At 70.6% G+C, this 23,643-nt stretch carries 22 protein-coding genes; 15 read left to right on the top strand and 7 right to left on the bottom strand.

From position 1 onward, the window contains the following. From ACYQ1K_RS17230 to ACYQ1K_RS17240, 3 genes are all read right to left on the bottom strand, one after another. Positions 1–1,114: SRPBCC family protein (locus ACYQ1K_RS17230; RefSeq protein WP_459984352.1), on the bottom strand; the 1,114-nt coding region annotated here is incomplete at its 3' end. A gap of 5 nt (positions 1,115–1,119) precedes the next feature. Next, the gene (locus ACYQ1K_RS17235; RefSeq protein ID WP_459984353.1) at positions 1,120–1,734 is read right to left on the bottom strand and encodes a hypothetical protein; all 615 of its coding nucleotides are present in this window, start codon (positions 1,732–1,734) and stop codon (positions 1,120–1,122) included. Positions 1,735–1,871: 137 nt separating this feature from the next. Continuing rightward, positions 1,872–2,108: a hypothetical protein gene (locus tag ACYQ1K_RS17240; protein WP_459984354.1), complete on the bottom strand. Its 237-nt coding sequence runs from the start codon at positions 2,106–2,108 to the stop codon at positions 1,872–1,874. Between the two features lie 119 nt (positions 2,109–2,227). Between ACYQ1K_RS17240 and ACYQ1K_RS17245 the strand changes: the two genes are divergently transcribed. The 6 genes from ACYQ1K_RS17245 to ACYQ1K_RS17270 all read left to right on the top strand — a co-directional run bounded on the left by ACYQ1K_RS17245 (position 2,228) and on the right by ACYQ1K_RS17270 (position 9,641). After that, positions 2,228–4,963 (top strand): FtsK/SpoIIIE family DNA translocase, encoded by a 2,736-nt coding sequence (locus ACYQ1K_RS17245; protein ID WP_459984355.1) that lies wholly within the window; start codon positions 2,228–2,230, stop codon positions 4,961–4,963. After that, the gene (locus tag ACYQ1K_RS17250; protein ID WP_459984356.1) at positions 4,960–6,597 is read left to right on the top strand and encodes a helix-turn-helix domain-containing protein; all 1,638 of its coding nucleotides are present in this window, start codon (positions 4,960–4,962) and stop codon (positions 6,595–6,597) included. Before ACYQ1K_RS17245 ends, ACYQ1K_RS17250 begins: the two co-directional genes overlap by 4 nt. Before the next feature lie 116 nt (positions 6,598–6,713). After that, positions 6,714–8,111, top strand: a complete 1,398-nt coding sequence (rimO, locus tag ACYQ1K_RS17255) for a 30S ribosomal protein S12 methylthiotransferase RimO (RefSeq protein ID WP_459984357.1) — start codon at positions 6,714–6,716, stop codon at positions 8,109–8,111. Continuing rightward, the gene (gene pgsA / locus ACYQ1K_RS17260; RefSeq protein WP_459984358.1) at positions 8,111–8,716 is read left to right on the top strand and encodes a CDP-diacylglycerol--glycerol-3-phosphate 3-phosphatidyltransferase; all 606 of its coding nucleotides are present in this window, start codon (positions 8,111–8,113) and stop codon (positions 8,714–8,716) included. The genes rimO and pgsA overlap by 1 nt, the downstream gene beginning before the upstream one ends. Before the next feature lie 61 nt (positions 8,717–8,777). Next, positions 8,778–9,263, top strand: a complete 486-nt coding sequence (locus ACYQ1K_RS17265; protein WP_459984359.1) for a CinA family protein — start codon at positions 8,778–8,780, stop codon at positions 9,261–9,263. 75 nt (positions 9,264–9,338) lie between these two features. Then, positions 9,339–9,641, top strand: a complete 303-nt coding sequence (locus ACYQ1K_RS17270) for a helix-turn-helix domain-containing protein (protein ID WP_459984360.1) — start codon at positions 9,339–9,341, stop codon at positions 9,639–9,641. Positions 9,642–9,648: 7 nt separating this feature from the next. On the opposite strand, the gene ACYQ1K_RS17275 is transcribed toward ACYQ1K_RS17270, so the two are convergent. Genes ACYQ1K_RS17275 through ACYQ1K_RS17285 form a run of 3 tightly spaced genes read right to left on the bottom strand, consistent with a single transcriptional unit; the run spans position 9,649 to position 16,081 of the window. Beyond that, positions 9,649–10,773 (bottom strand): hypothetical protein, encoded by a 1,125-nt coding sequence (locus ACYQ1K_RS17275; RefSeq protein WP_459984361.1) that lies wholly within the window; start codon positions 10,771–10,773, stop codon positions 9,649–9,651. 45 nt (positions 10,774–10,818) lie between these two features. Beyond that, complete coding sequence (locus ACYQ1K_RS17280) at positions 10,819–11,577, bottom strand: DNA-formamidopyrimidine glycosylase family protein (RefSeq protein ID WP_459984362.1); 759 nt, start codon at positions 11,575–11,577, stop codon at positions 10,819–10,821. Beyond that, positions 11,564–16,081, bottom strand: a complete 4,518-nt coding sequence (locus ACYQ1K_RS17285) for an ATP-dependent helicase (protein ID WP_459984363.1) — start codon at positions 16,079–16,081, stop codon at positions 11,564–11,566. Before ACYQ1K_RS17285 ends, ACYQ1K_RS17280 begins: the two co-directional genes overlap by 14 nt. Before the next feature lie 116 nt (positions 16,082–16,197). Between ACYQ1K_RS17285 and ACYQ1K_RS17290 the strand changes: the two genes are divergently transcribed. The 9 genes from ACYQ1K_RS17290 (at position 16,198) to ACYQ1K_RS17330 (ending at position 22,899) form a co-directional block, all read left to right on the top strand. Then, positions 16,198–17,181, top strand: a complete 984-nt coding sequence (locus ACYQ1K_RS17290; protein WP_459984364.1) for an ABC transporter ATP-binding protein — start codon at positions 16,198–16,200, stop codon at positions 17,179–17,181. Continuing rightward, positions 17,181–17,975 (top strand): ABC transporter permease, encoded by a 795-nt coding sequence (locus ACYQ1K_RS17295; RefSeq protein ID WP_459984365.1) that lies wholly within the window; start codon positions 17,181–17,183, stop codon positions 17,973–17,975. The genes ACYQ1K_RS17290 and ACYQ1K_RS17295 overlap by 1 nt, the downstream gene beginning before the upstream one ends. Next, positions 17,975–18,787 (top strand): ABC transporter permease, encoded by an 813-nt coding sequence (locus ACYQ1K_RS17300; RefSeq protein ID WP_459984366.1) that lies wholly within the window; start codon positions 17,975–17,977, stop codon positions 18,785–18,787. Before ACYQ1K_RS17295 ends, ACYQ1K_RS17300 begins: the two co-directional genes overlap by 1 nt. Before the next feature lie 31 nt (positions 18,788–18,818). Then, positions 18,819–19,013, top strand: coding sequence for a DUF3046 domain-containing protein (locus tag ACYQ1K_RS17305; protein WP_459984367.1), 195 nt, complete (start codon positions 18,819–18,821; stop codon positions 19,011–19,013). A 201-nt stretch (positions 19,014–19,214) separates the two neighbouring features. Continuing rightward, positions 19,215–20,270, top strand: a complete 1,056-nt coding sequence (gene recA, locus ACYQ1K_RS17310) for a recombinase RecA (RefSeq protein ID WP_459984368.1) — start codon at positions 19,215–19,217, stop codon at positions 20,268–20,270. Further along, positions 20,260–20,871 (top strand): regulatory protein RecX, encoded by a 612-nt coding sequence (locus ACYQ1K_RS17315; protein WP_459984369.1) that lies wholly within the window; start codon positions 20,260–20,262, stop codon positions 20,869–20,871. Before recA ends, ACYQ1K_RS17315 begins: the two co-directional genes overlap by 11 nt. Then, complete coding sequence (locus ACYQ1K_RS17320; RefSeq protein WP_459984370.1) at positions 20,868–21,722, top strand: PPK2 family polyphosphate kinase; 855 nt, start codon at positions 20,868–20,870, stop codon at positions 21,720–21,722. Before ACYQ1K_RS17315 ends, ACYQ1K_RS17320 begins: the two co-directional genes overlap by 4 nt. After that, positions 21,719–22,480: a HipA family kinase gene (locus ACYQ1K_RS17325; RefSeq protein WP_459984371.1), complete on the top strand. Its 762-nt coding sequence runs from the start codon at positions 21,719–21,721 to the stop codon at positions 22,478–22,480. The genes ACYQ1K_RS17320 and ACYQ1K_RS17325 overlap by 4 nt, the downstream gene beginning before the upstream one ends. After that, positions 22,477–22,899, top strand: coding sequence for a DUF3037 domain-containing protein (locus ACYQ1K_RS17330; protein WP_459984372.1), 423 nt, complete (start codon positions 22,477–22,479; stop codon positions 22,897–22,899). Before ACYQ1K_RS17325 ends, ACYQ1K_RS17330 begins: the two co-directional genes overlap by 4 nt. On the opposite strand, the gene ACYQ1K_RS17335 is transcribed toward ACYQ1K_RS17330, so the two are convergent. Further along, positions 22,896–23,639: a sirohydrochlorin chelatase gene (locus tag ACYQ1K_RS17335; protein WP_459984373.1), complete on the bottom strand. Its 744-nt coding sequence runs from the start codon at positions 23,637–23,639 to the stop codon at positions 22,896–22,898. The genes ACYQ1K_RS17330 and ACYQ1K_RS17335 overlap by 4 nt on opposite strands. Between the last annotated feature and the right edge of the window lie 4 nt (positions 23,640–23,643).

Genomic DNA, 23,643 nt, shown 5'->3' on the forward strand with positions numbered 1-23,643 from the left:
CGGCCTCTTCGGGCGCGCCTTCGTCCTCGGCGTCCTCGTCAGACTCGTCGTACTCGTCCTCGGGCTCCTCTTCGGGCTCGGCCTCGTCTTCGGCGCCTTCGTCGGACTCGTCGTACTCGTCCTCGGGCTCCTCTTCGGGCTCGGCCTCGTCCTCGGCGCCTTCCTCGGACTCCTCGTCCTCGTCTTCAGGCTCGCCTTCGTCCTCGGCGCCCTCGTCGTACTCGTCCTCGGGCTCCTCGCCCTCGTCGGAGTCTTCGTACGCGTCCTCGGCGCCCTCATCGGGCTGGTCCTCGGCGCGCTCGTCCTGCTCGCGCTGCTCCTCCTCGACCACGTCGTCGTGAGACTTGGTCACCTCGCCATCGTGGATCTCGCCGCGCCACCCTTCGAGGCTGTCCTCGTCGAGGACCGTCTGGGTCATGACGTGCTGACGGAAGCGCTTCAGCTCAGAGCGCGCGCGTCGCCCCTGAGCCCGCCAGAGGTTGCCGGTGCGCTCGAAGAGTCCCTGCGGGAAGTACTCGAGCGTGAGAGAGACCCGCGTCAGGTTCGGCGCGAGCTCGTGGAAGGTCACGGCCCCGTCGACGTGTCCCTTCTGGCCCTTCGACTTCCAGACGATCCGTTCGTCCGGCACCTGGTCGACGATCGAGGCCTCCCACGAACGGTGCGACCAGAAGATCTGCGCCTTCCAGTTGATCTTCGTCTCGCTCTCGGCCTCGGCCTTCTCGACCTTCCGCATCATCTGCGGGAAGCTGGCGAACTCGGTCCACTGGTTGTACGCCACCGAGACGGGCACGCCGACGTCGATGTCCTCGAGGATGGTGGTCGCCTTCGTCTCGGGCTTGCCCTTGCCCTTGCCGCCACCTCCGCCGGTGATCTTGTCCTTCAGACCCGACATCGCGCCCTTCAAAGCGCCGCCCGCGGCCGACTTGCCTTCGGCCTTCGAGCGAAGGGCGCCGCCGACGAGACCGGAGACGGGGCCGCCCCCGGCGACATCCTCGAGGCGGTCGGTGAGCCCTCCTGCCGAGTTGGACACGAAGTTCATCGCCCGGTCGCCGACGACCTTCAGCAGCTCGCCGGACGCCTCCTTGAGGCGGTCGCTGGCCTGGTTGTTCGCCATCCTGATCAGCCCCTCGAGCGCGCGGTCGTCTTCTTCGCCGCGCCCTTCGTCGTCGTCGCTCTCGAGGAGGTCCTCTTCGCGGCGGACCCCGCCGCAGCGGTCTTCTTGGCCGCGGTCTTCTTGGCGGGCGCCTTCTTGGCCGGCGCTCGCTTCGCGGGTGCCTTCTTGGCGGGCGACTTCTTCGCTGCGGCCTTCCTCGGCCGCCGCGGCTCCTCGTCCGACTCGTCGGAGTCCTCGGGCTCGTCCGACTCGTCGGAGTCCTCGGGCTCGTCCGTCTCCTCGTCGGCGTACTCGTCCTCGTCGTACTCGTCCTCCTCCTCGGAGTCCTCGTCCTTGGCGCCGCCGTCGCGCAGCGAGGCCGTGATCGCCTCGACCCGCGAGGTCGCGACGTTGACGGCTGCGGCCTTCGCAGCGTCCATGAGGCGCCCACGCAACTGGTCCTCGAGCCTCTTGATCTCAGGGTTCTCGCTCAGCGTGCGGAGCAGCGCTCCGGTGTCCTTGCTAGCCAGGCGCTTGCCGGCCAGCATGGTCCCCACCGTGATGGCCAGCTTCAGCTTCTTGGTGCGGCCCAGCATGTAGCCGGCGGCGACGGCGGCCGCCACCCTCGATGTCGAAGGCATGTGTCCTCCCTTGTGCAGGACCGCGCACGAGACCCGTGCGCAAACCCTGCTCGCGTGTGTGAGCAATCCCTCATTGCTCTGGCCGGTCGGTACCCTGGGACCTTGGTCCCAAACCGCAGTCCGTCCGCAGTGGTGGGTCAGGCGAGGTCCCTGACGCGCGTCATCAGATCCAGGCTGGGGAACTCGTCCTGTTGGATCTTCTCCATCAGTGCGCCGGCGTAGACGGGGACGTCCTCCGGCGCAAGCATCTCCTCGATGAGGTCCATCATCGTCCCCGACGGATAGGGGTCGCGGCGGACCTTCTCGATCAACAGCCGCACCATGTCGTGTCGTACGTCGGCGGCGCTCCGCTCATGTCCACGCTGCTCGGTCACGGGCCCTCCCAGATCCGCGGTGGTGTGGATCTGGGAGGTACCCAGCCGCGCGCCGACTCACCGCGACACGCACTGTTGTGATCCCTGTGACGGGTGTGGTTCTGAAATAGGTTGGTCTCATGGCGACCCGTACGTCTTCCCCGCCGGGGTCGCGGAGCAAGAGCACGTCCTCATCCAAGGGTCGTGCACCGAGCAGCCGCGCCCGGAGCACCGGTTCCACCACGACACGATCCACGTCCCGCACCGCTCGCAAGCCCGCGGCGAGGGGCGCCAGCATGCGTCGCCCCGCGCCACGAGCCGTCCGCACCGGCCGGGGTCCCGTCGCCAGCCTGTTCGTCGCGCTCCTGCGCGGAGTGGCCGCCGTGTGGCTCGCCGTCGCCCACGGCATCGGCACGCTGGCACGAAGCGTCGGCCACAGTGCCCGTGAACTGGAGCCCGAGCACCGCCGCGACGGTGTCGGGCTCTTCATCCTCGGGCTGGCTCTCGTCGTCGCCGGAGCGGTCTGGTTCGGCATCGAGGGTGGCGTCCTGGGCTTCGTCCGCACGATCGTGACCGGCAGCGTCGGGAAGGTCGGCTGGCTCGTCCCGCTCGCACTGGTCTACGTCGCCGCCCGCACCATGCGCGACCCCGAGAGCACCGGCCCCGCGGGTCGCCAGGTCATCGGCTGGTCGGCGCTCAGTCTGGGCGTCCTCGGCATCGTGCACATCGCCAACGGCAACCCCCAGCCCCAGGGCGGCAACGCGGCGTCGCTTCAGGAGGCCGGCGGCGCGATCGGGTACGTCGTCAGCGCCCTGCTCCTGGACCTGCTGCGGTCGGCGTACGTCGTCGTCCCGCTGCTGCTCCTCCTGACCTTCTTCGGCGTGCTCGTCGTGACGTCCACCCCGCTCTACCAGGTGCCCGAGAAACTCGCGACCCTCCGCGACCGAGCACTGGGCCGCGAGCACGAGGAGGAGGACGAGTTCTCCGTCGGGCCGCACGACACCCAGCCCATCGCGCGGCGCCGGAACGCCGCGAAGAAGAAGATGGACGACTCGTTCATCGACCCCGAGATGGGCGACCCGGCCTACGACACCCCCGTGCTCGAGGACAGGGAGATGCGCAAGCGTCGTCGCCGTGGCAGCAAGGTCGATCTCGACCAGCTCTTCGCCGACGACCCGTTCGCCCCGACAGGAGACGGAGCCGTCGACGGGCTCCCGACCGAGGACGCAGCGCGAGCGGGCGGTGTGATGTCGGAGGTCGCGGACGCCCCGGAGGCACCGGTCGAGCCGACCGTCCGTCGGGCCAGGCCCGGCGCGCGCCAGGATCGACCCGAGGAGAAGGCTGAGCTGGAGCCGCCGCCGCACAGCCCGCTGCCGCAGCGTGTGGAGCAGCTGTCGCTGTCCGGCGACGTCACCTACACCCTTCCGGGCAACGACCTGCTCAAGCAGGGCTCGCCGCACAAGGCACGCTCCAAGGCCAGCGACGACGTCGTCGGCCGCCTCACCCAGGTGCTCGACGAGTTCAACATCGACGCCGCGGTCACCGGCTACACCCGCGGCCCGACCGTCACGCGCTACGAGGTCGAGCTCGGCCCCGGCGTGAAGGTCGAGAAGATCACCAACATCCAGAGGAACATCGCCTACGCCGTGGCGAGTGCCGACGTCCGGATCCTCAGCCCGATCCCGGGCAAGTCCGCCGTCGGCGTGGAGATCCCGAACCTCGACAAGGAGATCGTCTCCCTGGGCGACGTGCTGCGCTCCGGCACCGCCCGCGGCGACCACCACCCGATGGTCGCCGGCCTGGGCAAGGACGTGGAGGGCGGCTTCGTCGTCGCCAACATGGCCAAGATGCCGCACCTGCTGGTCGCGGGTGCCACGGGCTCCGGCAAGTCGTCATTCATCAACTCGCTCATCACCTCCATCCTCATGCGGGCCACGCCCGACGAGGTGCGAATGATCATGGTCGACCCCAAGCGGGTGGAGCTGAACGCCTACGAGGGCGTCCCGCACCTGATCACGCCGATCATCACGAACCCGAAGAAGGCCGCCGAGGCGCTGGCCTGGGTCGTGCGCGAGATGGACATGCGCTACGACGACCTGGCCAACTTCGGCTTCCGCCACATCGACGACTTCAACAAGGCGGTCCGCGCGGGCAAGGTCGAGGTGCCGCCGGGCAGCGAGCGGGAGCTGGCGCCGTACCCCTACCTCCTCGTCATCGTCGACGAGCTCGCCGACCTGATGATGGTCGCCCCGCGCGACGTCGAGGACTCGGTCGTCCGGATCACCCAGCTCGCCCGCGCGGCCGGCATCCACCTCGTGCTCGCGACGCAGCGGCCCTCGGTCGACGTCGTCACCGGACTGATCAAGGCCAACGTGCCGTCGCGGCTGGCTTTCGCGACGTCGTCGCTCGGCGACAGCCGCGTCATCCTCGACCAGCCGGGTGCCGAGAAGCTCGTCGGCCAGGGTGACGGCCTCTTCCTGCCCATGGGCGCCTCCAAGCCCATCCGCGTCCAGGGCTCCTGGGTGTCGGAGGCCGAGATCGCCGGGGTCGTGAAGGCCTGCAAGACGCAGCTCGAGCCGTCGTACCGCGACGACGTCACCGCCTCGGCCTCATCGAAGCGCGAGCTGGATGACGACATCGGCGACGACCTCGAGCTCGTCATCCAGGCCATCGAGCTGGTCGTGTCGACGCAGTTCGGCTCGACCTCGATGCTGCAGCGCAAGCTGCGCGTCGGGTTCGCCAAGGCGGGCCGCCTGATGGACATCATGGAGAGCCGGGGAGTGGTGGGCCCGAGCGAGGGGTCGAAGGCGCGAGACGTGCTCGTCAAGCCCGATGAGCTCGACAGTGTGATCGCAACGCTGCAGGGGGAGCTGTGAAGGCCGAGAACAAGAGGACAACGAGGAGCGGCGACGTCCAGATCAGCCGCAACGGCCGCCTCGCGGCGGTTGTCGGCGGACTGGCCGGTGCACTGGCGCTGGCCTTTCTCGTCCGCCATGCCGGCGCGGTCGACATCGTGCTCGCGATCGTCCTGCTCGCGGTCGCGGCCTACCAGCTGCTGACCGCGTGGGACGCTCGCACGCCCCTGCTGGTCGCCGACGAGCACGGGGTGCGGGTGCGTCTGGGCCGCGTGTGGCAGGGCATCCCGTGGCGCGACCTCGACGAGGTCGAGCACCTCCCACGCCGCTCCTGGTGGCGCGACGGCCGGCTCGTCCTCCTGCCGGAGGACGACGAGGCCCAGCTGGCCGCGCTGCCCGCCGCGGGTCGCCGGCACGCTGTCTTGTCCCAGCGGCTCTACGGCGCCCCCTTCGCTGTGCCGCTCGGACTGGCGACCGTCGTCGCAGGCGGCACCGGAGAGCTCTCGACACGCCTGGCGGACCTAGCCGGCGAGAAGACCACGATCGTCGAGATCGATCCGGACGTGGCCGACGACGCCGCTGACCAGACCGCTGCCGACCAGACCGCTGACCAGGCCGCCGAGCCGACCCGTGCCGTCGAGCGTGACGCGCTGTCCGACACGGCCGAGCGGCCGGCCGTGGCGAGCCCGACGCCGTCACCGCTGCGTGAGCCGCTGACGGCCGTGCGGGCCGAGGTCACCCATGACTACTCCACGATCGGCGCCAACGCGCTCAAGCTCGACCCCTCCGAGCGGGACGACGAGACCCGCACCTCCCTGCCGGAGGCGGGCGAGCTGCGGCGACCGGTCATCGACGACCTCGACGGGGTCACGCCGATCGCCCGTCCCGGCGAGCCGGTCGAGCCGCTCGTCATCGACGACCTCGGCCCGACTCCGGCGGCCGACCCGGTCATCGGGCCGGAGCTGGCGGCCGCCCGCACCCGCATCGGTCTGTCGGTCGACCAGCTCGCCGATCGCACCCGCATCCGCCCCCACGTGATCGAGGCGATCGAGGTCGACGACTTCGGCCCGTGCGGCGGTGACTTCTATGCCCGGGGCCATCTGCGCACCCTTGCCCGGGTCCTGGGTGTCGACGTCGCCCCCCTGCTGACGGCCTACGACGCCACCTACGCCGACGCCCCCATCGACCCGCGCCGCGTCTTCGAGGCCGAGCTTGCCACCGGCGCCGGCGGGCCGATCCGCCGGATGAAGGGCGGCCCGAACTGGTCCGTCCTGGTCGCCGCGGTGATGGCGATCGTGCTGGCGTGGTCGGTCGCGCGCCTGGTCTTCGACGGGTCGACCACCGCCCCGCCGCCCGCTCCGAGCCTCGGCAGCGGCTCGGCGGGCACGGGGAACCCCTACGGCAAGCCTGCAGCGGCGGTCCCGGTGACGATCACCGCGGCCGGTGGGGGAGCCGACGTCGTCGTCCGCGACGGGGGCGGCGACGTCGTCTTCTCCGGCTCGCTGGCGTTCGGACAGTCCAAGACGCTCCGAGCCTCGCCGCCCGTGCGCGTCCAGGCCTCCGACGGGTCGACGACCGTCGCCGTCGACGGAGGCAAGCCCGAGGCCGTCGGCGAGACCGGCCGGGCCGCCCAGCAGACATACGGGTCGAACTAGGCGCCAGCGGACGTCATGCGGACGGAGCAACCGCTTGCACCGTCCGCATGACGTCCCGCGCGCGGCCGTCCGGGTTCGTCGGGGTACTCGCCGCGCGGCTAGGGTGAACCCCGATCATGACGACTGACACGCAGCTTTCCGTGGCCATGGTGACCCTCGGGTGCACCCGCAACGAGGTGGACTCCGAGGAGCTCGCCGGCCGACTCTCTGCGGGAGGGTTCCGGCTCGTCACCGACCCCGCCGAGGCCGACACCGTCGTCGTGAACACCTGCGGCTTCGTCGAGCAGGCCAAGAAGGACTCCGTCGACACCCTGTTGGAGGCAGCCGACCTCAAGAGCTCGGCCAACAAGGGGGGCCGAGCGCAGGCAGTCGTCGCCGTGGGCTGCATGGCCGAGCGCTACGGCAAGGAGCTGGCGGACAGCCTGCCGGAGGCCGATGCGGTCCTGGGCTTCGACGACTACCCGGACATCGCCGCCAAGCTCCGCGCGATCGTCAGCGGCGAGGCCCACCACCCGCACACGCCGCAGGACCGGCGCCTTCTGCTGCCGATCAGCCCGGTCGAACGTGACGCCTCCGCGGTGTCGACCCCCGGGTTCGACGAGGTGCGGGCTCGACTCGACGACGGGCCGTGGGCGCCCCTCAAGCTCGCGAGCGGCTGCGACCGGCGATGCACTTTCTGCGCGATCCCCAGCTTCCGCGGCTCGTTCGTCAGCCGCCGTCCCAGTGACATCCTCCACGAGGCGCAGTGGCTGGCCGGTCAGGGCGTGCGCGAGCTGTTCCTGGTGAGCGAGAACTCGACGTCGTACGGCAAGGACCTCGGCGACCTGCGGCTCCTCGAGACGCTGCTCCCGGAGCTCGCGGCAGTCGACGGCATCGAGCGGGTCCGGGTCTCCTACCTGCAGCCGGCTGAGACCCGACCGGGTCTGATCGAGGCGATCGCCACCACGCCGGGGGTCGCGCCCTACTTCGACCTCTCGTTCCAGCACGCCAGCAACGTGGTCCTGCGGCGGATGAAGCGGTTCGGCGACCCGGACAGCTTCCTCGGGCTGCTGGAGAAGGTCCGCTCCTACGCGCCGGAGGGCGGTGTGCGGTCCAACGTGATCGTCGGCTTCCCCGGGGAGACCGAGGAGGATCTCGCGATCCTCTGCGACTTCCTGGTCGCGGCACGCCTCGACGTCACGGGCGTCTTCGGCTACTCCGACGAGGACGGCACCGAGGCGGCCGGCTTCCCCGACGAGCTCAAGCTCGACGAGGACGAGGTTCGGGCCCGCTACGAGCACGTGCAGGCCCTCGTCGAGGAGCTGAACTCCCAACGAGCCGAGGAGCGCATCGGGGAGCACGTCGACGTGCTGATCGAGTCCGTCACGGACGGGACGTCCGGCCGCGCCGCGCATCAGGGTCCGGAGGTCGACGGCTCCACGACGGTGCTGGACTCCTCCGCGAGCGTCGGGGAGTTCGTGCGAGCGGTGGTCGTCGCCACCGACGGCGTCGACCTGGTCGCGAAGGTCGTGTGATGACGGAGCGCCAGGTCAGCAACCTCAATGTGCCCAATGTGCTCACGACACTGCGCATCGTCCTGGTGCCGTTCTTCGGCTGGGCACTGCTGGCTCAGGGCGGCGACAACGCCTCGCTCCGGGTGCTCGCGTGGGCGATCTTCGTCGTCGCCATGATCACGGACAAGATCGACGGCGACCTCGCGCGCAAGCACAACCTGATCACCAACTTCGGCAAGATCGCCGACCCGATCGCCGACAAGGCGATCACCGGCATGGCGTTCATCGGCCTGTCGATCGTCGGCGACATCTGGTGGTGGGTGACGATCGTGGTCCTCCTGCGCGAGTGGAGCGTGACGCTGCTGCGGCTCTCGATTCTCAAGCGGGTCGTCATCCCCGCCGACCAGCTCGGCAAGATCAAGACCGCGGTGCAGGCGGTCGCGCTGGGCGGCCTGTGCCTGCCGCTGCGCGATCCTGACCTCCCGGAGTGGCTTCACGTCCCGGGCGAGGTTCTCTTCTACGGCTTCGAGGCGTGCCTGGCGGTCGCGGTCGCCCTCACGCTCTGGTCGGGCTACACCTTCTTCGCGGGCGTCTGGAGGCAGCGCCACGCACTCCGCTCGGCCTAGGCACCTTCATCGAGCCGATGGCGGGCGCGAGGCCGACCAGCGGCGCTTTACCATCGGCGTCGTGACAGACATCGGCACCCGCGTCCACATCCTGCTGCGCGCGGAAGGCAGCACGGTCGCCACTGCCGAGTCGCTGACCGGCGGCCGGCTCGCCGTGCGATTCACCGACATCCCCGGCGTGTCGGAGACGTTCCTCGGCGGCGCAGTGACCTACGCCACCGAGCTCAAGGTCTCGATGCTCGGCGTCGACGAGGCCATCGTGAAGACCCACGGCGTGATCTCCGCGGAGTGCGCCGAGGCGATGGCCAGCGGGGTCCGCGCCACCACCGGCGCGACGTACGGGCTGGCGACCACGGGCGTGGCCGGCCCGGACTCGCAGGAGGACCAGCCCGCGGGCACGGTGTATGTCGGGCTGGCCGGCCCCGGCTTTCTCACCTCCGAGAGGCGCCAGCTCGAGGGGGACCGCACCGAGATCCAGGAGAGCACGTGCGAGGTGGTCCTCGCCGCGCTGGAGGCGCGCCTGCGGGAACAGACTGCTCTCAGGTAGCGTTGGGTCAGCGTCACCGTGGTGGCGAGGCAAGATGAAGGCCGGATGGCGGCCCGATGTGAGGAGGCAGTCCGCATGGTGCTGTTCCGTCGACTTCTCGGCGACGTGCTCCGCGCTCAGCGGATGGAGCGCGGCATGACGCTGCGCGAGGTCTCCGCGGAGGCACGGGTCAGCCTCGGCTACATCTCCGAGATCGAGCGCGGCCAGAAGGAGGCGTCCTCCGAGCTGCTCGCCTCGTTGTGCAGCGCCCTCGACGTGCGCCTCTCCGAGGTGCTGCGACAGGTCTCGCACGCGGTCGCCGTCGAAGAGGCCGCAACCGCCCCCACGCCGATCCCGGTGCGTGCCACCGGCTCCCAGGTCGTGGCGTCCGCGGCCTAGCTCGGGCCTAGGTCGCCTCTCGCTCACGCGGCGTCTCGTGGAGCGGTGCCGGCCCCGATCCCTCGTGGGTGCGCCGCCAGTCGTAGACCGGATACCAGCGCTCGTGCATGGTCGTCACGAGGCTGATGAGCAGCACGAAGAACAGTGCGTGCCCGAAGGTGAGTGACCCGCCGAGTTGGTCCAGCACGAGGCCCTCGACGACCACGAGCGCCGTGTTGACCGCCGCGCGGACGAAGAACGTCACCGCGAGCGACTCCAGGGACAGCGAGCGCCGATAGGCGGCCAGCGCCATCGCCACGTTGATGACGACGAAGACGCTCACCCCGACGAACACCTCGAGGGCGCTCGCGTCGACGCCCGGCAGCACCTGCGCGAAGAGCACCGAGAGCAGGCCGACCAACACGACCCTCTCCAGCGTCGCCCAGGAGAGCAGCGGCGTGGTCCGAGCCGTCCAGGCAGTTGCCTCCGCCGCGGTGTCGATCGGCTCGGGGAGCGGGTCGGCGCTCAGTCTCAGCGGCCAGTCGGGAGGCGCCGTGCGCGGCCGCACGACGAACCAGAGAACGAGCGCCAGCACGCCCAGTGCGACGAGGATGAGCGGGCCGAACCACGGGTGCGCGGCGAGCTCGTCGGTGAAGTCGAGCTGCGCGACATGGACCCACCACTCCTGCGGGAGCTTGATGACCACCCAGATGAAGCCCGCGACCCACACCCACCGGCGCAGGCCCAGACGACGCGGGTCCCACCGCGTCCGAAGGCCCTCGTAGGCGATGAAGAAGTACTCGAAGGTGTTCGCGAAGACCAGCAGCAGTGCCCTGACCTGGGTCAGCTCGAACGCGACGACCCCGACGAGGCGGTAGAAGTAGAGGAACCTGCTCACCGAGAAGGCGGGCAGCGTCGACCAGTTCCTCAAGGTCGCCATGTAGGCGATCGCAAGGTAGTAGGTGTCCATCGCCTTGTCGTAGCCCTGGTAGGCGGGTGGGTCGTACCCGAACGCCTGGAAGATCGAGTGGTCGACCGCGTCGAGGACGAGCGAGGCCAGCACGCCTGGCAGCGGCCACTTCGGGATCGTCAGAGGCACCAGCGCACGCGCGCCGACCACGGTGATGAAGACCGCGAGGACACCGCCGTGCATGGGCGCCACGCTAAGGCCAGGCGCTCGGGGGTCGGATCCCGAACTTCAGGTGATCGCCGGTTGGCAGTGCGGACAGAAGTACGCCGGCCTCAGTCGACCCTCCTCGCCCATCTCCAGTCGGTCGACCGGGGTGCCGCACCTGCGGCAGGGCGCTCGTCCGCGCCCGTAGACCGCGTTGAGCGGCGGCCGGCTCTGCACGGCCTGGGTCAGCTTGAGGTGGGCGACGCGCACCATGCGCGCCAGGTCTGGCACGTCGCGGACGGCAGTGGTCGGGTGCACGCCCATCGTGAAGCAGATCTCCGCCGCCCACATCGTGCCGACGCCGGCCAGACTGGTCTGGTTGCGCAGGGCGTCGAAGATCGGCTGGTCCTGATGGCCGCCCAAACGGCGCACCGCCTCCTCCTCGTCCCAGTCCGGTCCCAGCACGTCGGGCCCGAGGTAGGCGAACGCCGACGTCTCCGAGGTCCGGGCGATCATCTCCACGATCCCGAGCTGGAAGCCGACGGCATGCACCTCAGCCGTCTCGAGCACCACGCGCGCCGTGTGGGCCGGCTTCGGCCACCGCTGTCGCGGAGCAACCGTCGCCCAGGAGCCCTCCATCTTCAGATGTGTGTGCAGCGTCCACTCCTCTCCGATGCGGGTGAGGAGATGCTTGCCCCGGGTCACGGTGCCTGAGACCGTCTGACCGGCCAGGTCCACGGTGGCGAAGCGAGGCACCCGGAGATCGGTTCGCGTCAGCACACGTCCGGTGAGCGCCTTGTCGAGTCGTCGGGCGGTCCGGAGGACGGCGTCACCTTCGGGCATCGCTGATCCTGAGCCCCTTGGGGGTGGCGACGAAGCCTGCGGACTGGAGGGCACGTCGCAGTGGCGTGTTACCGGAGCCGAGCAGACGGTCGCCATCGGCTCGCTCGACGGTCAGACGGCCCAAGGCGCCGCGGCGTACCGCCTCTGCCAGCGCCTCGGCCGCCGGATCAAGCTGCTCGGCGTCCTCCGACCAGGTCAGCAGTGTCCGTCCACCGCGCTCGACGTAGAGGACGAGGTGCCCGTCGACGAGGACGACGAGCGCGCCCGCCTTGCGTCCCGGCTTGTGACCCTCGGAGGGCGGCCAGGGCAGTGCGGCGCCGAAGGGGTTGGCGGGGTCGGTCGCAGCGAGTGCCACGGCCGCGGGCTTGGACGGGTCGTCGGGCCTCGGGGCGTAGGTCCGCAGTCGGTCCACGGCGCCCGCGGTGCCGAACTGGGCGGCGCCCAGCCCTTCGATGAAGTAGCCCCGACGAGCTCGCCCGGAGTCCTCAAAGGCGCTCAGCACCTTGTAGACCGCCGCGAACCCGCCGGGAGCCCGCTCGCTGACGACGGCGCCGCGGGTCACGACGCCGTGCCGCTCCAGCAGGCGCTCGGCGGCCGCGTGTGCCCGACGGGTCGGATCGGGGTCGATCTGCGGCAGCAGCGCCCACCGTCCGGCCGTCTCGGGCGGCCCCGATCGGGCCGGCAGTCGAGCTCGTCCGCCGCTGAGTCTGGCTCGCGGCGGCTGGCGCCGGGTGCGATGCGCAGGCGTGCCGGAGCCGGTGAGCGCGCGCACCGGGGCGAGGGTGTCGTTGCTGATCCGGCCGGCCCACACGAGGTGCCAGAGCACGCCGCTGAGGCGAGCATCGTCCTGCGCGCCGACCGCGTCGGAGAGCTGTCGGAAGAACCACGCGCCCCCGGGCGCCAGTGCGTCGACGACCGCATCTGCCAGCTCGATGTCGCGGTGGTCGAGATCGGCGAGTGGCAGGGGCTCAGGAAGGCTGAGGTCGGCGCTGTCAGCAGCATGGAGCGACACCCAGCCGTCGGCTCCGGGAAGCGTGCCGTGCCCCGCCCAGAGCACCTCTCCGGTCGCCATCAGCTCGTCGAGATAGGCGGGCTCGTAGTCGACCACGCGGCCAGCCAGCACGAGGGGCTCGAGCGCGCTCGCCGGCACGGGGCACCCGGCGAGCTGGTCGACGACCGCGAGCACCCCGTCGATGCCCCGGAGCCCCTTCGAGCTCGCGGCAACCCGCTGCCACGCGGGAAGGAACCGGCCGAGCGTGGCCGGCTCCACCGGCTCGATCTCATGACGCAGCCGCGCGAGGGAGCGGCGTCGCAGCGTCCGCAGCACGTCGGCGTCGCACCATTCCTGACCGCCGACCACGCCGGCGGGCCGGAACTCACCGTCGAGCACCCGGCCGCGTGCTGCCAGGCGTTGCAGGGTGTGTCTGACCACGGCCACACCGACGCCCAGCCGCTCCGCGACCTCGTCGGCCGTGAACGGCCCGTGCGTGCGGGCAAAGCGCGAGACGAGGTCGCCGAGCGGGTCCTCGACCGGCTCGGTGAAGGCGGCCGGCACTCCGGGCGGCACGGCCACGCCCAGGCCGTCACGCAGACGGCCGACGTCCTCGACCACGGCCCACCTCTGGTCGCCCGCGACCCGAACGCTCACCACCCGGCGGGCAGCGGCGAGGTCCTGCAGCCACGTCCCGGCCTCTGCCGCGGAGCGCTGGTGCACCTCGTCGGTGCTCAGCGGGCCGACCAGCCGGAGCAGGTCGGCCACTCCTTCGGCGTCGCGGGCGCGCCGGTCGGGCGCGAGGCGCTGGAGCTCTGCCTCGAGCTCGACGAGCACCTCGGGATCGAGAAGCTCGCGCAGCTCGGCCCGGCCGAGCAGCTCGGCGAGCAGACCCTGGTCCAGCGACAGCGCGGCGGCACGCCGCTCGGCGATGGGGGAGTCCCCCTCGTACATGAACTGGGCGACGTAGCCGAAGAGCAGGCTCCGCGCGAAGGGGGAGGGGGCGGTGGTCGCCACGTCGACCACCTGCACCTCGCGACGCTCGACGCGACGCAACAGCGCCACGAGACTCGGCAGGTCGTAGACGTCGCGGAGGCACTCCCGCACCGCCTCGAGGACGATCGGGAAGGAGGGGAACTGCGCGGCGACCTGGAGCAGGGCGGCCGAGCGCTGTCGCTGCTGCCAGAGCGGGCTGCGCCGGCCCGGATCGCGACGGGGCAGCAGGAGGGCGCGGGCGGCGCACTCACGGAAGCGGCTGGCAAAGAGAGCCGAGCCGCCGACCTCCGTCGTGACGATGTCCTCGATCTCGCCCGGGTCGAAGACCACGACGTCGGTGCCCGGCGGCTCCGCGTCGGTGTCGGGGATGCGGATGACGATGCCGTCGTCCGAGGCCACCGCCTGACCGTCGACGCCATAGCGCTCGCGGAGCCGCGCATTGATCGCCAGGGCCCACGGAGCATGCACCGGAGTGCCGTAGGGGGAGTGGACGACGAGTCGCCAGTCGCCGAGCTCGTCACGGAAACGCTCGACCAGCAATGTCGTGTCGCTCGGCAGGACCCGAGTCGCCTCGCTCTGCTCGCTCAGGTAGGTGACGAGGTTGCCGGCGGCCCACTCGTCGAGTCCGCCCTCCCGCGCGCGGGCCTCGGCCGCCGCCGGCGGGAGCGCCGCCAGCTCGCGGGTGAAGGCGCCGATCGCCTCCCCGAGCTCCGCGGGTCGACCGAGGGTGTCGCCCTTCCAGAAGGGCAGCCGGCCGGGCACGCCCGGAGCAGGCGTCACCAGGACGCGGTCGTGAGTGATGTCCTCGATGCGCCAGCTCGTCGCGCCCAGCGCGAACACGTCCCCGACCCGGGACTCGTAGACCATCTCCTCGTCCAGCTCGCCCACCCGACGTCCCGGGCCCTCGCCGGTGGCGAGATAGACGCCGAAGAGGCCCCGATCGGGAATGGTGCCGCCGCTGGTGACCGCCAGACGCTGCGCCCCGGGGCGGCCGGTGAGGGTGCCCGTCACCCGGTCCCAGACGATGCGCGGGCGCAGCTCGGCGAACTCGTCGCTCGGATAGCGGCCGGCCAGCAGGTCGAGGGTCGCGTCGAAGGCGCTGCGCGGAAGCGAGGAGTACGGCGCGGAGCGGCGCACGAGGTCGAAGAGCTCGTCCGTGTCCCAGGCATCCATGGCCGTCGCCGCGACGACCTGCTGGGCGAGGACGTCCAGCGGGTTCGCGGGGACGCTCAGCGACTCGATGGCACCGGTGCGCATCCGCTGGACCGCCACCGCGGTCTGCGCCAGGTCGCCGCGGTGCTTCGGGAAGAGGATCCCGCGCGAGACCTCCCCGACCTGGTGGCCGGCGCGACCGACGCGCTGCAGGGCGCTCGCGACGCTCGGGGGCGACTCGATCTGCACGACCAGGTCGACCGACCCCATGTCGATGCCGAGCTCCAGGCTGCTGGTGGCCACCACTGCGGGGAGCCGACCGGCCTTCAGGTCGTCCTCGATGAGGGCGCGCTGCTCCTTGGAGACTGATCCGTGGTGCGCCTTGGCGATGACGGTCTCCGCGCCTTGGCTCTGACCGGCCTGGCCCATGAGCTGGGCGGCTGGTCCCGCGTCGCGCGATGCCTCCGATGCGATCTCGTTGAGCCGCGCTGTGAGGCGCTCGGCGAGCCGGCGCGAGTTGGCGAAGACGATCGTCGACCGGTGCTGGCCGATGAGCTCGGCCACCCGCTCCTCGACGTGCGGCCACAGCGAGCTGCTGCGCTGGGGGTCGCCGGCCTCCTCGTCGTACTCCTCCGGGGCGGTCATGTCCTCGACCGGCACCACGACCTGCAGGTCCCACTGCTTCGAGGCGGGCGGTGCGACGATCTCGACGGGCCGGCTGCCGCCCAGGAAGCGGGCGACCTCCTCGAGCGGGCGCACGGTGGCCGAGAGCCCGACGCGCTGCGCGGGCGTCTCGAGCAGGGCGTCGAGGCGCTCGAGTGTCACCGCGAGATGAGCCCCACGCTTGGTGCCCGCGACGGCGTGCACCTCGTCGAGGATGACGGTCTCGACGCCTCGGAGGGACTCCCGTGCCTGGCTGGTGAGCATGAGGAAGAGCGACTCGGGAGTGGTGATGAGAACGTCGGGAGGCGTCGTGGTGAGACGCCGCCGCTCGTTGGCCGGCGTGTCTCCCGACCGCACGCCGACGCGGACCTCGTGCGCAGTCGCACCCAGCCGCTCGGCCGTCTGCCGGATGCCCACCAAGGGCGTGCGCAGGTTGCGCTCCACGTCGACCGCGAGCGCCTTCAGCGGGCTGACGTAGAGCACCCGCGTGCGCCGGGCCTTCTCCGGCAGTGGCTGCGTCAACAGCCGGTCGACCGCCCACAGGAAGGCGCTCAGCGTCTTGCCCGAGCCCGTCGGCGCGACGACCAGGGCGTGACGGCCCTTGCTGATGGCCTCCCACGCGCCCTCCTGGGCAGGGGTCGGCTCCGCGAAGGCGGCAGAGAACCAGGTGCGTGTCGGTTCGCTGAAGCGGTCGAGAGCCATGCCGCCATCTTGACGCACGGCACCGACAGCCCGGCGCGCCGACAGGGTCGCCCGCTGCCTGCCCGCCGCACACCCTGCGTTTCCGCTTGTCGGCGCGTCGTCCTAGGGTCGGCATCGTGCCCGAACCCATGACCTCGGCTCCCATGGATCCGGCCGCCGGGCCGGCGGCGTCGATGATCTGGGCGCGCGACCTGCGCAAGTCCTTCGGCAAGCCGGGCTCCGAGCTCGAGGCCGTGCGCGGCATCGACGTCGACGTGCGCCGCGGTGTCGCGTTCGGGTTCCTCGGTCCCAACGGCGCCGGCAAGTCGAGCACCATGCGGATGATCTGCTGCGTCTCTCCGGTGAGCGGGGGAGAGCTGCGCATCTTCGGGCTGGACCCGGCGACGCACGGCGCCGAGATCAGGGCACGGATCGGAGTCTGCCCCCAGGAGGACACCCTCGACACCGAGCTGAACGTCTGGGAGAACCTCTACGTCTACGGACGCTACTTCGGGCTGCCCCGAGGAGAGGTCAAGGGGCGCATCGAGGAGCTGCTGGACTTCGTCCAGCTGACCGACCGGGCCCGGGCGAAGGTCGAGGACCTGTCGGGCGGCATGAAGCGGCGCCTGACGATCGCGCGGAGCCTGATCAACCGGCCCGAGATCCTCATCCTCGATGAGCCGACGACCGGGCTGGACCCGCAGGCGCGCCACGTCATCTGGGACCGGCTCTTCCGCCTCAAGCAGCAGGGCGTCACGCTCGTGCTCACGACCCACTACATGGACGAGGCCGAGCAGCTGGCCGACAGGCTGGTGGTGATGGACAAGGGGCTCATCGTGGCGGAGGGATCGCCTCGCGACCTCATCGAGCGCTACTCGACCCGTGAGGTCGCGGAGGTGCGGTTCGGCGTCGGCGAGCACGAGGCCGTGGCGGCGAAGGTCGAGGACCTGGCTGAGCGCATCGAGGTGCTGCCGGACCGCCTGCTGCTCTACACCGACGACGGTGAGCATGCACTCGGCCAGGTGCTCTCGCGTGGTCTGCGTCCGGAGACGAGCCTCGTGCGGCGAGCCACCCTCGAGGACGTCTTCCTCCGGCTCACCGGCAGGAGCCTCGTCGAGTGATGAGCACCCTCACGTCCCCGCTGAGCGGCGCGCTGCGTCTCGTCGACTACTGGGTCACGGTCTACAAGCGGACGTGGAAGGGCGGTGTCATCACGTCGTTCGTGACGCCGTTCTTCTACGTCGTGGCGATCGGGGTGCTGCTGGGCGGCTTCGTGACGGTCGGTCCGGCCGGCCTGGACGGGGCGTCCTCCTACCTGGCGTTCGTCGCTCCTGGGATGGTCGCCGTCCAGGCGATGACGATCGCGTTCAGCGAGACGACCTACCCCGTCATGGGCATGGTGAAGTGGCAGCGCATCTACTACTCGATGATCGCCTCGCCGCTCACGGTCGGCGAGATCGTCCTGGCTCAGCTCGGCTTCATCCTCGTGCGCGTGCTGTTCTCGTGCGGTGTGTTCCTCCTCGTGCTCGCGCCCTTCGGCGTCTTCTACTCCGTGTGGGGCACGATCGTGGCGCTTCCCGTCCAGCTCCTGGTGGGCCTGGCCTTCGCCGCGCCCATGTTCGGGTTCGCCGCGGGGCTGACGGACGAGTCGGCCTTCTCGCTGGTCTTCCGGCTCGGCATGATCCCGCTGACGCTCTTCTCCGGCACGTTCTTCCCCATCGACAACCTCGGGCCCGTGCTCGAGGGGCTGGCGAAGGTGACGCCCTTGTGGCAGGGCGTCCATCTGACCCGGATGCTCGTGCTGGGTGAGGTGGACTGGGGCTGGGCGGCGTTCCACGTCGTCTACCTGAGCGTCCTCGCGGTCGTGGGCTGGCGCTGGACCGTGCGCCGGCTGACCCGACGGCTGGTGACCTGATGGCCCTCGTCAACGCCGCCTTGAACGCGGCGGTCGCGCGGCCCGTGCGCGCGGGGGAGGCGGTCTCGCTGCTGCTCCACCGCAACCTGTTGGCCTACCGCCGGGCGTGGGCGGTGTTCGCCACGGGCTTCCTCGAGCCGGTCTTCTACCTGCTCTCGATCGGCATCGGCGTCGGCACCCTCGTGCACGGCTTCACGTTCAACGGTCAGCCGATCGGCTACCGCGAGTTCGTCGCGCCTGGGATGCTGGCCGCCTCCGCCATGAACGGGGCGCTGCTGGATGCCACCTTCAACTTCTTCTTCAAGCTGAAGTACAGCAAGCTCTTCGACCAGATGCTGGCCACGCCGCTGACCACCCTCGACGTCGCGCGCGGCGAGCTGGCGTGGTCACTGCTGCGCGGTGGGGCCTACTCGGCCGCCTTCGTCGTGGTCATGCTGGCCATGGGACTGGTCGGCTCCTGGTGGGCGGTCCTGGTCGTGCCTGCGGCCCTGCTCATCGGGCTCGCCTTCGGTGCCGTGGGCATGGCGCTCACCACCTTCATGCGGTCATGGCAGGACTTCGAATACGTCACGCTGGGCATGCTGCCCATGTTCCTGTTCTCAGCGACGTTCTTCCCGGTCACCGCCTACCCCGACTGGCTGCGCTGGGTGGTGGAGTGCACCCCCCTCTACCGTGGGGTGGTGCTCTGCCGGGAGCTCAGCACGGGCTCGCTGACCTGGGGTTCCCTGGTCTCGGTGTTCTACCTCCTCGCGCTGGGCGTCGGTGGTCTGCTCCTGGTCCGACGCCGGTTGGAGAGGCTGCTGCTGACATGACGCACGACGTTCCACCGGATCGAGGAGAGCAGTGAGGCACACGGAGTTCTGGGCGCGGATGGAGCGGGCGCTCGGCCCGGGCTACTACGAGGTCTGGGCCGACCAGTTCGTCATGAGCGACCTAGGCGGGCGGACGGCTCGCCAAGCCCTCGACGCAGGCTTCACCCCGAAGGAGGTCTGGCGGGCGGTGCACCACACCCTGGGTCTGCCCGCCAGCGAGCGCTGAACGGCGACACGCCGGGAGAATAGTCGGATCGAACATCTGTTCGGGCTAGATTGGCGGCACAGGTGGTGCGCTGGTCGACGTGATCCACAGCCGCTGGCAGTGCGGTTCGAGCGTTGTCGGTGGTCTCGTCTAGCGTCCTCCTCGATGACGAGAACACGAGGAAAAGCGACCGCGAAGACGCACGAAGGAAGGACGACCTCCATGGCTGGTGGAGACCGCGAGAAGGCTCTGGACGCCGCACTCGCCAACATCGAGAAGCAGTTCGGCAAGGGGTCGGTGATGCGACTGGGAGACGACTCCCGCGCCCCCTTGGAGGTGATCCCCACCGGTGCGATCGCCCTGGATGTCGCGCTCGGCATCGGCGGGCTCCCGCGCGGCCGCGTCGTGGAGATCTACGGCCCTGAGTCCTCCGGCAAGACCACCGTTGCGCTGCACGCCGTGGCCAGCGCCCAGCGCGGCGGCGGTGTGGTGGCCTTCATCGACGCCGAGCACGCGCTCGACCCGGACTATGCGAAGGCTCTGGGCGTCGACACCGACGCGCTGCTCGTCAGCCAGCCCGACTCGGGGGAGCAGGCGCTCGAGATCGCGGACATGCTGATCCGCTCCGGCGCGCTCGACCTCATCGTCATCGACTCGGTCGCGGCGCTCGTCCCGCGCGCCGAGATCGAGGGCGAGATGGGCGACAGCCACGTCGGCCTCCAGGCGCGCTTGATGAGCCAGGCGCTGCGAAAGATGACCGGTGCCCTCAACGGCGCGGGCACCACGGCGATCTTCATCAACCAGCTCCGCGAGAAGATCGGCGTCATGTTCGGCTCGCCGGAGACCACAACCGGTGGTCGGGCGCTGAAGTTCTACGCCTCGGTGCGTCTCGACGTGCGCCGGATCGAGACGCTCAAGGACGGCACCGACATGGTCGGCAACCGCACCCGGGTGAAGGTCGTGAAGAACAAGGTCGCCCCGCCGTTCAAGCAGGCGGAGTTCGACATCATGTATGGCAAGGGCATCAGCCGTGAGGGCGGCCTGATCGACGTGGGCGTCGAGGCCGGTCTCATCCGCAAGGCCGGCGCCTGGTTCACCTACGACGGCGACCAGCTCGGCCAGGGCAAGGAGAACGCCCGCAACTTCCTCAAGGACAACCCCGATCTCGCCAACGAGCTCGAGAAGAAGATCCTGGAGAAGCTGGGCGTCGGCCCGACGGTCGACACCCCCGAGGGCGCTGACCTCCCGGCCGCTCCCCTCGGTGTCGATGACTTCTGATCCCTGGTCGAGCGCTGACGTCCCCGACTGGGTCGGGGACGTCAGCCTCGGCGTCGAGGCGTGGGCGGGGCGCTCGGCCTCCGTGCCCCCGCCTGAGGACGAGGAGGCCCTCGGGCCACCGGCCGACGCCGAGTCGGTCGCGCGCACGATCCTCCTCGACCAGCTCACCGGCCAGGCACGCAGCCGTCGGGAGCTGGCCGAGAGGTTGGCGAAGCGCCACGTGCCGGAGGACGTCGCCACCCGCCTTCTCGACCGCTTCGAAGAGGTCGGCCTGATCGACGACGAGGCGTTCGCGCGGCAGTGGACGACGAGTCGACAGTCCTCGAAGGGGCTCGCCCGGCGCGCCCTCGCGCAGGAGCTGCGCCGCAAGGGCGTCCCCGACGAGGCGGCCCGCCAGGCTCTCGACGAGCTCGACCCCGCCTCCGAGGAGGCCGCCGCCCGAGCCCTGGTCAAGCGCAAGCTGCGCACGATGAGCCGGCTCGACGACGTCACGAAGGCCAGACGCCTCGTCGGGATGCTCGGACGCAAGGGCTACCCGGCGGGGCTCGCGATGGCCGTGGTCCGGAGTGAGATAGACGGCATGCCAGAATCCGACGCGTGAGCCTTCTGCGCGACCTCCGCGTCCCCGCCGGGCGGGTCGACCTCTCGACGTTCTCACCCGAAGCGACGCCCGGCTTCGACGGCAAGAAGGCGGACGGCGAGGAGGCACTGGCCGACCTCGGCCCGACACTCCTCGACCTGCAGACCAAGCTCTACGCGCAGCGCGAGCTCGCGGACGCACCGCGGGTGCTGCTCGTGCTGCAGGGGATGGACACCTCCGGCAAGGGCGGCGTCCTCAAGCACACCGTCGGCCTCGTGGACCCTGTGGGGCTGAAGATCACCTCGTTCAAGGCCCCGACGGAGGAGGAGCGTGCCCACGACTTCCTCTGGCGCATCGAGCGGGCGGTGCCTCAACGGGGCTACCTCGGCGTCTTCGACCGGTCGCACTACGAGGACGTGCTGATCGCACGCGTGCGGTCGTTCGCACCGCCGGAGGAGATCGAGAGGCGCTACGGGGCGATCAACGACTTCGAGCGTCGCTTGGTCGACGAGGGCACGGTGATCGTGAAGTGCATGCTGCACATCTCGCCCGAGGAGCAGAAGGAGCGACTCCTCGCCCGGCTCGACGATCCGACGAAGCACTGGAAGTACAACCCAGGCGATGTCGACGAGCGCCAGCTCTGGTGGGAGTACAACAAGGCCTACGAGATCGCCCTCGAGCGGACAAGCACCGAGTGGGCGCCGTGGCACGTCGTGCCGAGCGACAAGAAGTGGTATCGCAATCTCGCGATCGCCCTCCTGCTCGAGGAGGCGCTCGACGGGCTGGACCTGGACTGGCCGCCCGCAGACTTCGATGTGGAGGCGGAGCGCAGGCGGTTGGCGGCCGACACGATCGGAAGGAAGGGCGAGTGACGCTGCAGCAGGTCCGCGTCACTCGGTATGTCACTCCGCTTCGCGAAGGCGGAAGCCTTCCCGGGATCGTCGAGGGCGACGACCTCGGCACCTACGTCTGCAAGTTCCGCGGCGCGGGGCAGGGCCTGCGCGTGCTGGTGGCCGAGGTGATCGTGGCCGGCCTGGCTCGCGCCCTCGACATCCCGACCCCGGTGCAGGTCGAGCTCGACCTTGATCCCGAGATCGCTCGCTACGAGGCCGACGAGGAGGTCCAGGACCTGCTCAGCGCCAGCAGCGGGTCGAACCTCGGCATCGACTTCCTTCCGGGGGCGTTCGGATACGACGCCGCCTACGACCCGGACCCTGAGCTGGCCGGGCGCGTGCTCTGGCTCGACGCCCTGACCGCCAACGTGGACCGCAGCTGGCGCAACCCGAACCTGTTGGTGTGGGGCGGGACGATGCAGGCGATCGACCACGGCGCCTCGCTCTACTTCCACCACTCCTGGCCAGGTGGCGCCGGCAGCCCGGACCGGTTCGCGGCGCAGCCCTACGACACCTCCGAGCACGTGCTCCGTGCCTACACCGAGCAGGCACGTGAGCAGGACAAGCAGCTCGCGTCAATGCTGGGACACGACGAGCTCGTCCAGGCCCTCGCCGACGTGCCTGAAGGCTGGCTCGAGCCCGTCCCGGGTGCCGACGAGCCCGCAGCCGTGCGAGAGCGCTACGTGACGTTCCTGCGGGCACGGCTGGACCAGGGCCGCGGGTGGTTGCCGGCATGAGCCAGACCCGTTCGCCCTACCAGTACACGGTGCTGCGCTGCGTCCCCCGAGTACAGCGCGAGGAGTTCGTCAACGTCGGCGTGGTGCTCTACTGCCCTGAGCGCGAGTTCCTCAGCTGCGCGTGGCGACTCGACGAGCAGCGTCTGCGCGCGCTCTCGCCCGATCTCGACGTCGCCGCGGTGAGAGCCGCCCTCGAGGCCGTCGAGCTCGTGTGTGCCGGCGAGGCGCACGGAGACTACGGCGAGGCGATCCGAGCGACGGCGTACGGCGTGCGCGTGCTGGGAGACACCCAGAGCTCACGCTTCGGCTTCCTCAAGGCGCCCCGGAGCACCGTCCTCCAGCCCGGCCCCGTCCATGGCGGCGTGACCAGCGACCCCCAGGCTGAGCTCGAGCGTCTGCTCCACTCACAGGTCGTCTAGACGGGGACGAGCTCGACGGCGCCGACGGCGTAGCGCGCGAGGATCGTCCGGGCCAGCTCAGGGTGAGCACCGAGAGGCTCCGCAACGGCGATCGCCCCCGCCTCGAGGGCGAGCTCGGCGGCGCGGTCCGGCAGCCACCCCGGCGCCAGGAACAGCGACGCGACCGCGATGTGGCGACGGCCCTCGGCGCGGAACGCCCGCACCGCCTCGCCGGTGGCCGGGGGAGTGGCCGAAGCGTACGCCGCCACGACCGGGAGCTTGTGGTGGGCGCCCCAGAGCCGAGCGAGCCGGGCGACCGAGGCGTTCGCGAGCGGGTCGCTCGACCCGGCGGCGGCCAGCACGAGAGCGTCGAGCTCACGCACGCGCGCCTTCGTCAGTGCCGCCCGCAGTCGCTGGTCGATGATCTCGAGGAACCGGGCCTCGTGGCCGAGCACCGCTGTGGCGCGGATCTTGACCGACGGGTGACGCTCGCTCGCCTCGGCGACGACCGACGGGACGTCGACCTTGGCGTGGTAGGCCTCGGTGAGCAGGAGCGGGACGACGACGATCTCGTCGTGGCCCTCCCGGACCAGGGTGTCGACGACGTCGTGGAACGCCGGAGAGGCGAGCTCGAGGAACGCCTCGGCCACGCGCAGGTCGGGGCGCTGCGTGCGCACCTCGTCGACGAGCGCGGTGATGGTGGCCGCCGAGCGCGGGTCTCGCGACCCGTGCGCCAGGGCGATGAGAGCGGGAGCAGCCATGGTG

This window comes from Nocardioides sp. AN3 (assembly GCF_054653495.1).